The 14,085-nt window shown below is 38.6% G+C and carries 10 protein-coding genes; 8 read left to right on the top strand and 2 right to left on the bottom strand.

The annotated features are described in order from the left end of the window. The 4 genes from VSA01S_RS16535 to VSA01S_RS16515 form a co-directional block, all read left to right on the top strand. Positions 1-2,321 (top strand): hypothetical protein (locus VSA01S_RS16535; protein ID WP_147052731.1); only part of this gene is annotated, 2,321 nt, incomplete at its 5' end. Positions 2,322-3,084: 763 nt separating this feature from the next. Beyond that, complete coding sequence (locus VSA01S_RS16530) at positions 3,085-4,761, top strand: carboxylesterase family protein (RefSeq protein WP_227739619.1); 1,677 nt, start codon at positions 3,085-3,087, stop codon at positions 4,759-4,761. Between the two features lie 904 nt (positions 4,762-5,665). After that, positions 5,666-6,433, top strand: coding sequence for a winged helix-turn-helix domain-containing protein (locus VSA01S_RS16520; RefSeq protein WP_039981244.1), 768 nt, complete (start codon positions 5,666-5,668; stop codon positions 6,431-6,433). A 91-nt stretch (positions 6,434-6,524) separates the two neighbouring features. Further along, positions 6,525-6,923 carry a hypothetical protein gene (locus tag VSA01S_RS16515; protein WP_147052729.1) on the top strand — a complete coding sequence of 133 codons (399 nt, stop codon included), beginning with the start codon at positions 6,525-6,527 and terminating at the stop codon, positions 6,921-6,923. Between the two features lie 117 nt (positions 6,924-7,040). Here the strand turns inward: VSA01S_RS16515 and pyk are convergent, their stop codons facing one another. Further along, complete coding sequence (gene pyk, locus VSA01S_RS16510; RefSeq protein ID WP_039981289.1) at positions 7,041-8,483, bottom strand: pyruvate kinase; 1,443 nt, start codon at positions 8,481-8,483, stop codon at positions 7,041-7,043. A 244-nt stretch (positions 8,484-8,727) separates the two neighbouring features. On the opposite strand from pyk, the gene mlc reads away from it, so the two are divergent. Together mlc and VSA01S_RS16500 are read left to right on the top strand one after the other, a co-directional pair. After that, positions 8,728-9,945, top strand: a complete 1,218-nt coding sequence (gene mlc, locus VSA01S_RS16505) for a sugar metabolism global transcriptional regulator Mlc (RefSeq protein ID WP_039981248.1) — start codon at positions 8,728-8,730, stop codon at positions 9,943-9,945. Positions 9,946-10,109: 164 nt separating this feature from the next. Next, the gene (locus VSA01S_RS16500; RefSeq protein ID WP_039981249.1) at positions 10,110-11,072 is read left to right on the top strand and encodes a chemotaxis protein CheV; all 963 of its coding nucleotides are present in this window, start codon (positions 10,110-10,112) and stop codon (positions 11,070-11,072) included. 99 nt (positions 11,073-11,171) lie between these two features. Here the strand turns inward: VSA01S_RS16500 and VSA01S_RS16495 are convergent, their stop codons facing one another. Beyond that, positions 11,172-11,915 carry a YciK family oxidoreductase gene (locus VSA01S_RS16495; protein ID WP_039981251.1) on the bottom strand — a complete coding sequence of 248 codons (744 nt, stop codon included), beginning with the start codon at positions 11,913-11,915 and terminating at the stop codon, positions 11,172-11,174. 274 nt (positions 11,916-12,189) lie between these two features. On the opposite strand from VSA01S_RS16495, the gene sohB reads away from it, so the two are divergent. Together sohB and cmk are read left to right on the top strand one after the other, a co-directional pair. Next, positions 12,190-13,251: a protease SohB gene (gene sohB, locus VSA01S_RS16490; RefSeq protein WP_039981253.1), complete on the top strand. Its 1,062-nt coding sequence runs from the start codon at positions 12,190-12,192 to the stop codon at positions 13,249-13,251. Between the two features lie 135 nt (positions 13,252-13,386). Then, positions 13,387-14,067 (top strand): (d)CMP kinase, encoded by a 681-nt coding sequence (gene cmk, locus VSA01S_RS16485; protein ID WP_039981254.1) that lies wholly within the window; start codon positions 13,387-13,389, stop codon positions 14,065-14,067. Positions 14,068-14,085: the final 18 nt, after the last annotated feature.

Genomic DNA, 14,085 nt, shown 5'->3' with positions numbered 1-14,085 from the left:
GGGATGAGATGGCGCCAAGTGCTGTAAAGATATATGGGGCTGATGAGCATTTATCGGAATGTTCAAGCTTAGGCAATAGCCAATGGTCATGTATTCTACCTAACAGTGGTTTTCATGCTAGTGGTCTAAGAGTTAGAATCAATACCGAAGGCTGGCGTGCTGGTTGGGGTGGGGATATGACCATTGACGATTTAATCCCTGATGCACCTGAAATAGAAAACGCGACCGCCAGCTTTGAACCGACAAAAGGTGAAAAACTGATTCGAGAAGGCAAAGTTTGGCTAGCGACACAAACGGCAATTAACGTAACGCTAGATTTTGACTTAGTAAAAGGTAATGCCAGCAGCTTTGCAGATCAACCTATTCGAGTGCTATTACAAAAGACCGTTGGTACTGGTGAAGACAATACCACAGCTGAGTGGGTGACACTGGCAGGTCAAAGTCAAAACATTAGCAATGGTCACAACTCCATAACAGGCCAGATTATCCCTTCAGCTGGTTGGGATTCAGCTGCGTTTTACAGTGTAACACTCGGTTATCAGCTTAATAATAGTGAAGCCCCGATCACTTTTGTTGACCCACAAGGCTTAACGACAATGACCGGCCAAGGCGCTTACTTAAGTACATCACCAATGCGTATTGTCGATTCTAATAATCCAGACAGTACTTGTGTGCTGACACAAAGTACTCCAAAGGCGTGTGATTTTATTGCCAATGGTAGCGATGTAAAACTAACTGGCCTCAATGTATGGCAAGATGATGACAACCGACAAATCGTCAAAGCCGGTAATCAAAGCAAAACGTTAAAAGGTGGTCATGTAACGACCGATGTTGAATTTGATCTTCAAACTACCGGTAAGCAGACGTTTAGCCTAAATAATGTTTCTACAGTAGTGACGTACAACACCGACACGACTCAGATTGTTGTGAAGGATGCTGATGAAACAAATAATGTCGTGTATGAGAATGCTTATATTAATGGCGCTGTAACTAAAGTTACAAATAAAGGAAGCCGTAATGGTAACCGAGAGATCAGCAATACAGGGATTCAATTGACATTAGATACCTTGGATCATACTCAGATTTCTGGCCTAGAAAGTGTTAAATGGTCTGCACAATACCCGTTAGTGGAGTTTGTTAAGGTTTACGTGCCTGAGCTACCAAGCGTAATTGAGCAAGGGTTAAAGCTAGTCGAGCAGACAATTAATGGCACTATTTTAGCTAACTCGGTTGAGTTCTCTGAAGATGGGCAGTTCTATTTTGACGTTGCCACGCTTAATGATGGTATCACTGATGCCATTGCTAACTTAGGCAGCCAATATGATGAATACTTTCCTCGTTTTGCTAACGTAGTATTACCGTTAGATTTAGTTGCCCATTACCGTGTCCATGGTGTCGATAAAGTCAAATCGCAACGCTTTAATATTGCCATCGGTGACCGAGGTAAGCGTATTATTAACTTTGCTAGCAACGGTAAGCCACGTTGTTTGACGAATACTGGTGGGAAATATGTGTTCCAGGACTGTGATGTATCAGAATCAGTGAACCAAGATACGGATGCAAACCTGCTATTCAAGTTTGTGCCTGCTGCACTTGGTGCAATTGCACACCCAACTAATGTGTTCCAAATTCGTCCGGCAACCGACGATACTCAGTGTTTAACTGTGAGCAATTACAATGTTACTAGCCAAAAGTGTAACATTGATTACGGTGTTTCTCAGTTGTTCTCTTTCATCGCACAAGCAGACAAGCACTTAGAAGAATCGATTCTGACCTCTGGCAACACATCAGAAATGACAATTGCTTCATTACAAAATGGTCGTATTTTTGACTATAGCGGTGGTGGTGCTGGTGGCAGTCAATGGGGTGACTTGATCGTTTATCCGAAGAATGGCGATAAAGGCTCGATTAATCAACATATGTTCGTTTCACGCTTTGGAATGCAAACTGAAGCTGATAAGCCTGTAACTGTTCCTGTGGACTTAACTATGCATTGTAAAACGTGGGGCAATCTCCTACAACACAGTACAGTAGAGCTTTCTGCAGACAACCGAAGTAAACATGATGCCTATGTATACATCAACTACAGTGGTCGTTGGGCGTTGATCCGTGCTGGCGAATCTAAGCAAATTGACACTCGAACCATGCAAGGCTGGAGTGGCTTGGAGCAAGTCTATCGCTTTAGACCGGAAATTAACCCACACAACAGTTTCTTTTCGCTACCAGCCAACGAACATAGATGTCAAGCTTGGTATGGAAACAATAAAAACTTTAATGAATACAAAAAAGGGTATAACGCATTTACTGCTATTCCTGAATAAGTAAATAAATAAAGTAAAAAAAGAGTAAAGGGTAACCTTTACTCTTTTTTCTTTAATCTTTTGAGAGGGCTAGTCATCTTTGAATCACTAGACGCGGATTCGTTTACTATAAGTTAACGCTGAAATGACAACGTATATGTATGTGTAAATTGAGATAAACATTGTCATTTTTATTATAAATACAAAAATAATCTCTATAAAACCAATCAGGCTATCATTCTATACTCGATGTTCGTACTGTAATTTGGGTATATTTTATCTAATGACTGGAATACTTTTATCGTAATAAAGGATGAAGTTGTAAATAATATGAAAAAATGAAATATATAAGCACACAGTATCGTTAGTAAATAAACCTTAGCGAATAATGACTTAATGACAATTTCTTGATGTTGATTTATAATCCCTTCATATTCAATGAGTTGCATTTTTTTGGTGTATGTTAGAGTCAAAAAATGATTTTTTATATCACTTTAACGTAGCTCATCATGTGTAATAGATATATGAATTTTAAGGTAATCAGCAGAATCTGTGTGTCATAAAATTCCTATAGATCTCTTATTAGTTTATATAAAAATAATCTTTCTTATCATCTACATCAATAAATGTCGGTAATTATAAAATAACAGTTATTTTCTTTTTTTATCAGGTGTTCTCTTGCATATTATCCTCACCACATTTAATACAAATTTGGTTGAAAATTGTAGTTAGCTTACTTTTGATAGCTTTCTACTGGGGTGTCAAATAAAACAAAGATTAAAAAATGAAAAACTTTTCTATCAATACACTATGGCTAAGCTGCTTAGCATGCATGTCTTCGGTACATGCTGGAACTCATGCTCCAAACGTGGACTCTGAATATTTATCAAGCTCACCTATGGTTGAAATTAATGGTGCGGTTCTGATGGGGCTTGAAACACAAACTGAGAATTACTCTTCTCCAGTTGAATCTTTTTTGGGAATTAAATACGCGACGGCAGAGCGATTCAAAGCGCCACAAATCTATCGCTATGAGGCTGGTAACGAATATGCTGTAACTTCAACAGGAGCTATTTGTCCACAAGTACCACATACCATGGCTGCCAATGGTGTTGTGCAAGAAATACAAAGTGAAGATTGTTTGAATGTGAATGTTTGGCGTCCTGCTGCTAGCCCTCAAGGTTCCAAATTACCTGTTTATGTGTTTATTCACGGTGGAGCATTTGAACTAGGTTCGAGTTCAGTTAAGCAATTTGATGGTAATAATATTGTTGCTAAAAATGCAGACGAAAATAACCCATTTATCCTTGTCAGTTTGAACTATCGATTAGGTATTTTAGGCAGTTTATACAGTGAAGACCATTCTGGGAATTATGGTATACAAGACCAGAAAGCAGCACTTAAATGGATTCACAATAATATCGAAAACTTTGGTGGTGATTCAAAGAATATTACCTTATTTGGTGAGAGTGCAGGTGCAATGTCAATTGGTATTCAATTGATGGATGACCAACAAAATGCGGATTTATATCAGCGTGTAATCATGGAAAGTAACCCATATGGAGTGAAATATAAAGATGCAGAATCGGCCAAATGGCTTGCAGAGCAAGTGAAATCAAAACTTGGCAGTGCAAAAAACATACAAACGGTACCAGTAGAAGAAATCATCGAAGTTCAAACGCAGATGAAGGCTGCGTTGACTCAAATGAGTAACCTCACCAATATTAAGCCAAAAACTTCTGGCTTATTGTCTTGGGCTCCTTATGTTGATGGAGATACGGTGCCGTATCAACCAAGCAACCTGAAAAAAGTCAAAGGAGTTGATGTGACACTTGGCTTTAACAAAGATGAATCAAACATCTTTGTTGCTCCTTTTGATGCCTTGTTAAATCTACCGGGTAGCTACAATCAGCTGGTCGATTTATTCTTTGGTAGTGATAAAGGTAAGCAATTACGGAATATCCCTGAGTTTTATTTATCAGCTTGGGGAAGCAACGCGACTAAACGTAAAGCCAATGCTCGTAAGTTGATGAATCAAGTTCTATTTATGTGTTCATCTCAAAACGTGGCTAAAAACTTAGCAGCAAATGGTACGAACTCATCACTTTATCAGTTTAATTACCAACCTGATTTTTCTTTATGGCCAGATTACTACGTAAAAAGCTTCTCTAAAACATGTCTGCCATCAGAAACGTCATGTCATGGTGCAGAACTATCATTCATCTTTGGTAATGAAGTCAATGCGGTTTCAGGCCCAGCGACATTCTCTGTGCAAGATCATGTAACAAAGGATATTTTGATGTCGAATTGGCTAAAAGCGGGAACATTCCAATCTTACTCAATGGATAAGGATAATATGACAATCTATTCAGCAGATGGATATTTCTCCGATGCTAAAAATTGGGACCACTCCATGAACAAGGATATTTGTTCACAAGTTAATGCCATCATGAGTCGTTAACGTCTATCAATTCTATGGCAACTACTTCTATTTAGTGGTTGCCTATCGCTCACGTTATATCGCTGATCACTTTATATTTAAGTTATTTAAGTTATAACACTTTGTTAATCATTTGCGGTTAAGGTCTTATGGGATCTTACTGTGGTACAAGCACTATGTCTTTCTCTTGTTTTTTTGAAAATATCCATAAAAAAATCTCGTTGGCAAAAAGTTTAGAAGAGCTAATTGTCAGGCAAAGAAGAACCAACATAGGTAACTCTGGTTTAACTTTTAAACAATCCAGCGGTCGTCTTGTCGCTCATAGTTACCATAGTGAACTACCTGCAAAAAATAACCACGATACAAAGTGATGTAATTTACATTGATTTAATATTTTTGAAAAATCTTATCAAGGATATTAATTAAGTTTGACTACTTTAACATTTATTTTATCTGACTGTTTATTGGTTCTACTATTCATTTAAATATTTTTCTTATCAAAAACTACTTTTATATATTATCACCACTATAAATGGGGGGTTATTTTTTTATAACTAAACATTAATAAACTTGTGGTTTTAAGTACTATTTACTTTGCTGATTATTTGTACTTTATACAATCAAGTATAAAGAATGATTAAATAGCGAGCTTCATTGGTGAATTTATTTAAGGTTAATTTTAAAATCAAAAATAGTTCAAGAAAAATAATTGTTTACATTGGGGGAGGGGGATTGTTTTTGAGGTTGAACTTTGCTTTTAAATGGTACGATATCTTATTAAGTTGTTTTTTTAGTACCATTGTTTGCTTTTTACACATAATGAAATAGTTGTGATGATAAATTACATTTTTATTTGCTCGCTTTAATTTGTGAAGGTATGATTGGTTGATAAAAATGGAATTGTTTTGATATTAAGGTATCTTTTGTGGATGTGAAATTTGATATTGGCGAAAGTTCTGTTTCCTACCGAGATAAAAAGACGAGTTTACAAGCTAACGAGCTCAATCTTGCACTACTGCTACTGAGAAACCATGGTGAAATGGTGACTAAAGATGAGATATTCAGTGAGGTATGGAAAAATAAAGTTGTTACTGAAGGATCAATTAAAAGAAGTATTTCATTATTGCGCAAGGCTTTATCTGAAGTTGAAGCAGCGGTGGAAATTAAGGCTCATCGCGGTCTAGGTTACAGTATAAACACATCATTAAATGTCTTTTTAGATAACCAAGTCGCACTTTTAACTAGTGATGATAAGTTTGATGAGCAGAAACAAGCATCTGGTGCATTTTGGAGTAAAAGCTCGCTATTTTGTTTGACCTTGATCTTATCTAATCTTATTTTTAGCAGCTATTTAGTATATGAGAAAGCTCTTAAGTATGATGTGTTTTATGAGGATGATTATTTCAACGATGGCTTTGTATCTCCTAAATATCGAAAAAGCCACCTAACCAGTGGTAATAACGCATCCGTGACTCTAATCACGAACCAAGCTAACCCTATACCTGTTTATTTAAGTAAGTTACTCATTACACTAAATCAGGATATGGTTGTTTTTTATCAAGTACATAATGACAAAGTCTATTTCTCATATTCCCTAAAGAAATCAGTTGGCATTTTATATTCTAATAATTATATATTACCTAGGGGAACGGAAGTTGAAAAAATCAAGGAAATTCTCTCACCATTTCTATAAGCAACATATAGTGGTTATTCTCAGTTTTTTACTATCTATTACCTTATATTTTTTAAGTGAATCTGACAAAGCTCAACTTCCGTTAAAGAATATGTATAATTTTAAGGTGTTTGAGAGCAACGCCAATAAGTTAAAATTGATATCATTGAGCACGATAGAGTTCCATAACAGTAAATTCAGTGTTGTCGAATATAGTGAACCTGCTAGTGATAATGCGATGTTAGTGACTTTTGAAGCAAACATTACCGATCAAGTTAACAATAAGTTTGAGTTTTGCTCTTATGACATTAGTGTTCGTAATATTAACGAATTGCATAATAATGATTTTTACCAGCGTCATTTCTTTGACATATCTGAAACGATTATGAGTTTAAAAAATAGGCAGCATCCTCCGATGTCAATTGAGTATTTTAGTGCAAATGTGGTTTTAGTGAGTGGAGGTCTGTTTGATCACCCAAGGCTTATTTCTCGCTCTTCGCATTCACAATAAGTCTGAGAAAAGGTGGGAACAAGTCAGCTCTTGCTTTTTATTTTATCTATCTGAATAGCTTCTTACATCACCCCAAGTCTACTTGGGGCGGTAATTTTAGCACTTTGGCTCAACTATTTATGCGGATAATATTCTCATACAGTTAGTGGAACCGATCGTTTCCATAATATCGCCTTGGGTTATAATGACTAAGTCGTCATCATCGAGTAACCCTTGCTCTTTTAAACTTAAGATTGCTCGATTTGCAGTCGTTAGGCCGGCTTCACCTTTTGAGTCGAAATAAACGGGGGTGACTCCGCGATATAGTGCTGCACGATTTAAAGTGGATTCATTACGTGATAGAGCAAAAATAGGTAGGCCCGAACTGAGGCGCGACATCATGAGCGCAGTTCGCCCAGACTCTGTTAATGCTATCATCGCTTTTACACCTTTCATATGATTTGCTGCATACATAGTTGACATTGCAATGGTCTCTTCAGCGTTAGAGAATGTTTGTTCCAAACGATAAGTTGAGAGACTCGCTTCAGACATTTTCTCTGCTCCCAAGCAAACCTCAGCCATTGAGGTCACTGTTTCTACAGGGTATTGCCCTGCTGCAGTTTCTCCTGATAGCATGACGGCGTCAGTTCCATCAAGCACTGCATTAGCAACATCCATGACTTCAGCGCGAGTTGGCATAGGTGAAGTCATCATAGATTCCATCATTTGTGTTGCGGTAATCACAACTCGGTTGAGACTCCTAGCTCGCCTTATTAGTTTTTTTTGAACTGCTATTAATTCAGGATCACCGATTTCAACCCCTAAATCGCCTCGAGCAACCATGACGACATCAGATGCAAGAATGATATCATCGATTGATTCATTACTGGCAACGGTTTCAGCCCGTTCGACTTTTGCAACTAATTTTGCATCTAAGCCAGCTTGTTTTGCTAGCTCTCTTGCAAAGTTCATATCTTGGCTATTACGGGGAAATGAAATGGCTAGATAATCGACTTTAATTTCAGCGGCAGTGGCAATATCAGCTTTATCTTTTTCAGTTAAAGCGTTGGCAGACAATCCGCCTCCTTTCTTATTTATCCCTTTATTATTAGAAAGTGGCCCACCAATGGTAACATGAGTCAGAACTTGGTTACCCTTTACTCCTGTAACTTTTAATTGCACGCGACCATCATCGAGTAAGAGTATATCACCAGGGGCGACATCTTGAGGTAAAGCTGTATAGTCTAAACCTACCGCGTGTTGATTACCTTGACCTGCAGGAAGATCACTGTCTAACGTAAATTTATCGCCTACATTCAAATGAACCTTACCATCTTTAAAGGTAGAAATTCTTATTTTAGGGCCTTGTAAATCACCCAAAATTGCAACTTGACGTCCCAACTTTTTTGCAATTGCACGAACCTGATTTGCTCTATTTATATGGTCTTCTCGGGTGCCATGGGAGAAGTTCATTCTTACTACATTCGCTCCAGCGTTGATGACTTCTTCAAGGGTGTTTCCTTTATCTGTTGATGGTCCCAATGTCGTGACAATTTTTGTTCTTCTAAGTAGTGCAGTCATAACTTCTCCGAAATGTTTAAAAACAGCTAAGCCCCAAAAATATTGCTTATTGATTATACTACTTGAAAATAATTGAGTATTAACACCAGTAAATAATTCTAACGTAAAAGATTTTTGGTTATTTGATTGAATACACAAATAGCCATGTTGATACGTGATGTTTGTCACGGGGATTCATTAAGTTGCTTCACAATTACTTCACAAAGTAAAAAAATTACCGAGTTTTAGAATGTTGGAGTGTAAGATGTACATGGCTCAACCGGGCCATATTGATCATATCAAACAGGTCAATGCTGGTCGTGTATACAAATTAATTGACTTAAAAGGTCCGATATCCCGAATAGATTTATCCAAAGAAAGTCAACTAGCGCCTGCGAGTATTACAAAAATTACTCGTGAACTGATAGAAGCTCATTTAATTCATGAGACGACGGTTCAGGAAGCCATCAGTCGAGGTCGTCCGGCTGTAGGGCTACAAGTCAATCATATTGGATGGCAATTTTTGTCAATGCGTCTAGGGAGAGGATACTTAAGTATTGCACTGCATGAACTTGGTGGTGATGTTCTAATAGACACCAAGATTGACATTCATGAGCGTGAGCAGGAAGATGTATTAGCTCGACTTTTACATGAGATCGATGAATTTTTCCAAACTTATTCCGATCAACTTGATCGTGTTACCAGTATCGCTATTACCCTGCCCGGTTTGGTCAATTCTGAGCAAGGTGTTGTGTTGCAAATGCCCCATTATAATGTCGAGAATTTACCCTTAGGTCCTGAAATTTATAAAGCAACTGGGTTGCCTGTTTTTATTGCTAATGACACACGAACCTGGGCTTTAGCTGAGAAGTTATTTGGCCATTCAAAAGACAATGATAATTCAATTTTAATGTCGATCCACCATGGCTTAGGGGCGGGGATCATCCTTGATGGAAGAGTACTTCAAGGTCGTCATGGCAATATTGGAGAGCTGGGCCATATTCAAATTGATCCAAATGGACAACGTTGTCACTGTGGAAATATTGGTTGTCTTGAAACGGTGGCTAGCTCTGAAGCAATTCGGAAAGAAGTGGTTAGGCGTATTTCTGATGGAGAGTATTCTTGTTTGGTTGAACAAGAGGAGATGAGCATTGAAAGCATATGTGATGCGGCATCTAAGGGAGATCCTCTAGCGGTAGATGTGATTGAAAAGCTTGGGCGTTACTTGGGGTCTGCAATTGCAATTGTGATCAATTTGTTCAACCCCGAAAAGGTGCTAATTGGTGGTGTGATTAATCAAGCTAAGGATGTATTATATCCAGCGATCCGCCATTGTATAGAAACACAATGTTTGCCAGTCTATCATCAAGATCTTGAACTAGTTGAATCGCGTTTTTATAAACAAGCAACCATGCCTGGTGCTGCATTAATTAAGCAAGCACTTTATGATGGGCAATTATTGATGAAGGTAGTCGAAGGGTAGGCATTTAAGGACAGGGGTTCTCAGTAGTTCCTTAATGACAAGTGGTTGCGGCGCCGCGTAATTTACTGGATTTTATTGTTAAGCACCACTTGGTATAATTATTGCTGTCTTAAAAACCTTTCTTTAAAATTTTCTATAATGAAACATATTATTTAGGTAGTACTATGTCTAGGGTCTTAAATAGTGTTAATCAGCGAACGAACCTCGTTGGTGAAAACCGTCTAGAGTTGTTACTGTTTACCTTGAACAGCCGACAGTTGTTTGCAATTAATGTTTTTAAAGTCAAAGAAGTCATTAAGCTGCCACCAATGACAAAGTTGCCTGGTTGTCACCATAATATCCGTGGAGTGGCGTCACTACGCGGTAAAACCGTGCCTGTTATTGATTTACGTAGTGCGATTGGTTTCCCTCCTCTAAGGGGAGACGCCGTAGAAGAAAATTTGATTATTACTGAGTACAACCGCTCAGTGCAAGGTTTTTTAGTCGGACCGGTGCGTAACATCATTAATACTGCGTGGACAGAGATTCAGCCCCCACCCTCAACAGCCGGGCGTGCTCATTATCTTACTGCAATCACTCAAATCAAAGAACAGCAACAGTCTCAAATAGTTGAAATTATTGATGTTGAAAAAGTGTTGGCAGAGATAATTGATTATGATGTGACGATTTCAGCCGATGTTTTGGATCATGATTTATCCAAAGCCATGGTAGGTCGAAAAATTCTTATTGTTGATGACTCAGCTACCGCGCGTCATCAAGTACGAGATACACTTTCTCAATTAGGGTTAGAAATCATTCAATGTTGTGATGGTTTAGAAGCATTAACGTTATTAAAACGTTGGTGTGATGAGGGGATAGAGGTTGACAAAGAGCTTCTCATGATGATTACAGATGCGGAAATGCCTGCAATGGATGGTTATAAGTTGACTCATGAGGTTCGTAGCGATCCTCGTATGTCTCTACTATTTATCACTCTTAATACTTCATTAAGTGGTCGTTTTAACCAAGCAATGGTCGACAAAGTGGGTTGTGATCGTTTTATTTCCAAATTTCAACCAGATCTGTTGGTAGAAGTGGCTCAAGAGCGTTTGCGTCAGGTTTTACAAACGAATGACTTAAAAGCTTAAACTAAGCGTTGTATAGTTATTATGCCAAAATATCGTGAGATTACTTGGGTGTACACCCAAGCACCTCAAAGGTATTTGGGTATATTGTTTTTTGTTTAACTAGCGCTTGGGCTGAGCATCAATGCATTGGCCGTTTATCTCGGTTACCTTTGGATCCATTAATTTTAAATATAAAGGCATGATATCCTTAGGTGTTTTTAGTGTATTTGCGTCTTCGCCTGGATAGGCTTTCTCTCTCATTCGTGTACGTGTCCCACCAGGATTAATCGCATTGACCCTGATTGGCGTATCGCTCAACTCATCTGCTAACACCTGCATCATACCTTCAACTGCAAATTTAGAGATTGCGTATGGACCCCAAAAAGCACGACCGGAATGACCAACCGTCGAAGACGTGAAAATAATGCGACCCGCTTGAGATTGACGCAGTAAAGGTAATAACGCCTGAGTCATCAATACTTCTGACTTGACATTGATTTGCATAATGTCGTCATAATCTTCTTCGTTGATTTGCTCAAAAGGACACAATGAGCTGAGCACACCTGCATTATGCAAGAGACCATCGAGCTGGCCAAATTGACCTTCAATAGTATCGGCCATATCTAAGTAATGTTGCTTGCTTGCCCCTTTTAAATCGAGCGGTACGATCGCAGGCTTTGGGTAGCTCAAAGAATCGATCTCATCGTAGATGGACTCAAGGTTTTTAACATTTCGTCCTAATAGAATAACGGTAGCGCCATGCTCGGCATAAGATAGAGCTGCTTGACGGCCAATACCGTTTCCTGCTCCTGTTACTAAGATGACTTTACCGCTTAATGCGTCTGCAGAAGTGGAGTAGTTCACGTTGATGAATCCTTATTTATCGTAAAAAGTTCCAACTTTAGGCGCTTACCGCGCAAGTTTCGTGATGGAAAACCTTGGTTATCATAGTAAGTTAGTTACAATACAGCAATTGATGTGTTATACCAATTCCAGAGTCACTTTTGATATCAATGGCAATGCAAAACTGTGCTGTTTTAAATAAAGGCATAGATTTATAAATTTTGGCTTTTTTGTTTATGGTTTTGCTAAAGGGATATCATAAGGGTAAATCTGGTATGAGATAGAGGAGCTCGAATTGGAGTTTTTATTAGAATATGGTCTATTTTTGGCCAAAATTGTCACTGTTGCCGCAGCAATAATCGTAATACTTGTTATTGTTAAATCATTAAGTGGTAAATCTGGGGCGATGAAAGGAGAATTAGAAATTACTGACCTTTCTGAGCGTCATAAACAAACAGTAGAGCAGCTAGAACATTATCTTCACGATGAAGCTTTTCTAAAAGCTCGTGATAAAGCAGCTAAAAAAGAAGAAAAAGAGAAAAATAAAGCACGAGAAAAAGAGGTAAAAAAAGAATCCAAAGAGGGTGAACTTGGTGCAAAACGTGAGCCCCACCTTTTTGTTTTGAGCTTCAATGGCAGCATTGATGCCAAAGAAGTTGCATCATTGCGAGAAGAAGTAACGGCAATTTTAGCAGTAGCTCAAGAGGGGGATGAAGTTTTACTTCGTTTGGAATCTGGTGGCGGCATGGTTCACGGTTATGGGTTAGCTTCATCTCAACTGGATCGAATTAAATCAGCAGGGCTTATTTTAACTATTTCGGTCGATAAAGTTGCTGCAAGTGGTGGATATATGATGGCTTGCGTGGCAGATAAAATTGTTTCTGCACCTTTCGCGATTGTTGGCTCCATTGGTGTTATTGCTCAGATCCCTAATTTTAATAAATTACTGAAAAAGCATGATGTCGATTATGAACAAATTACCGCTGGAGAATATAAGCGCACGTTAACGATGTTTGGGGAGAATACAGATAAAGCTCGTGACAAGTTCAAGCAAGAACTGGAAGAAACACACGAACTTTTCAAGCAATTCATTCGTGACCATCGTCCAAATTTGGAGCTTGAAAAAGTAGCAACGGGCGAACACTGGTTTGGTACTCAAGCACAATCTTTGGGCTTAGTTGATGAAATAAGTACTTCTGATGACTTGATCACTTCAGCGTGTAAAGAGAAAACGGTTCTTGCTATTCAATATGTACAGAAGAAAAAAATTACAGATAAACTGGCAGGCGTTGCCGGTAAAGTCGTTGATAATGTGATACTCAAGATTGCTGAACGTGGGCAAAAACCTATTGTATAAAATCAGCTTTATATAAGTCAGCATCAACAAAAAGGCGAGATGAGAAACCTCGCCTTTTTTGTTGATTACCTTTATAATATGCCCTTCGCAAAACAACGTTAGTTGTACGAGTAAAACTCATAGATGGAGATAAGCATGTCCTCTAAAACTCCGGTGGTAACTGTTGATGGGCCAAGTGGTGCAGGGAAAGGCACTTTATGTATGTTGCTAGCAAAGGAGCTAGGTTTTCAACTTCTAGATTCTGGTGCGATTTACAGGGTTTTGGCTCTGGCTGCAATTCATCATGGTGTGGATACAGAGTCTGAAGAGGCACTTGTTCCATTAGCGATTCATCTGGATGTACAATTTATCGCTGAAGGCGACTTAGTTAAGGTGATATTGGAAGGCGAAAACGTTTCTGCTGAATTACGTAAAGAAGAAACGGGGAATGCTGCCTCTAAAGTTGCCGCTTTTCCTCGCGTGCGAGAAGCGTTATTGCGTCGTCAGCGTGCTTTTGAAACAATGCCAGGGCTAGTTGCTGATGGCCGTGACATGGGCACAGTTGTTTTTCCAAATGCCGTAGCAAAAATCTTTTTAGATGCAAGTGCAGAAGAGCGTGCTAATAGGCGCTTGAAACAGTTGCAAGATAAAGGGTTAGATGTTAAATTTGATGACCTTTTGAGCGAGATCCAAGAGCGTGACGATCGAGATCGTAACCGCCCAGTGGCACCATTACGCCCTGCTGAGGATGCGCTTGTGCTTGATTCAACGTCGATGAATATCGATGAAGTGGTAGAACAAGCACTACAATATATCAAATCTAAGCTGGCTGAGTAATTTCGCTCAGTTAGTTTC

The sequence above is a fragment of the Vibrio sagamiensis NBRC 104589 genome (assembly GCF_007990935.1).
GTDB lineage: Bacteria > Pseudomonadota > Gammaproteobacteria > Enterobacterales > Vibrionaceae > Vibrio > Vibrio sagamiensis.
Note: the sequence above shows the minus strand (reverse complement) of the source record. Positions and strands in the feature narration are given on the sequence as shown.

What these genes read in the sequence shown, in the direction of transcription:
- pyk (WP_039981289.1), bottom strand. Translation starts at nt 8,483, where the DNA reads ATGACTGCACTACTTAGAAGAACAAAAATTGTCACGACATTGGGACCA.
- mlc (WP_039981248.1), top strand. Translation starts at nt 8,728, where the DNA reads ATGTACATGGCTCAACCGGGCCATATTGATCATATCAAACAGGTCAAT.
- cmk (WP_039981254.1), top strand. Translation starts at nt 13,387, where the DNA reads ATGTCCTCTAAAACTCCGGTGGTAACTGTTGATGGGCCAAGTGGTGCA.
- VSA01S_RS16515 (WP_147052729.1), top strand. Translation starts at nt 6,525, where the DNA reads ATGTATAATTTTAAGGTGTTTGAGAGCAACGCCAATAAGTTAAAATTG.
- VSA01S_RS16530 (WP_227739619.1), top strand. Translation starts at nt 3,085, where the DNA reads ATGAAAAACTTTTCTATCAATACACTATGGCTAAGCTGCTTAGCATGC.
- VSA01S_RS16500 (WP_039981249.1), top strand. Translation starts at nt 10,110, where the DNA reads ATGTCTAGGGTCTTAAATAGTGTTAATCAGCGAACGAACCTCGTTGGT.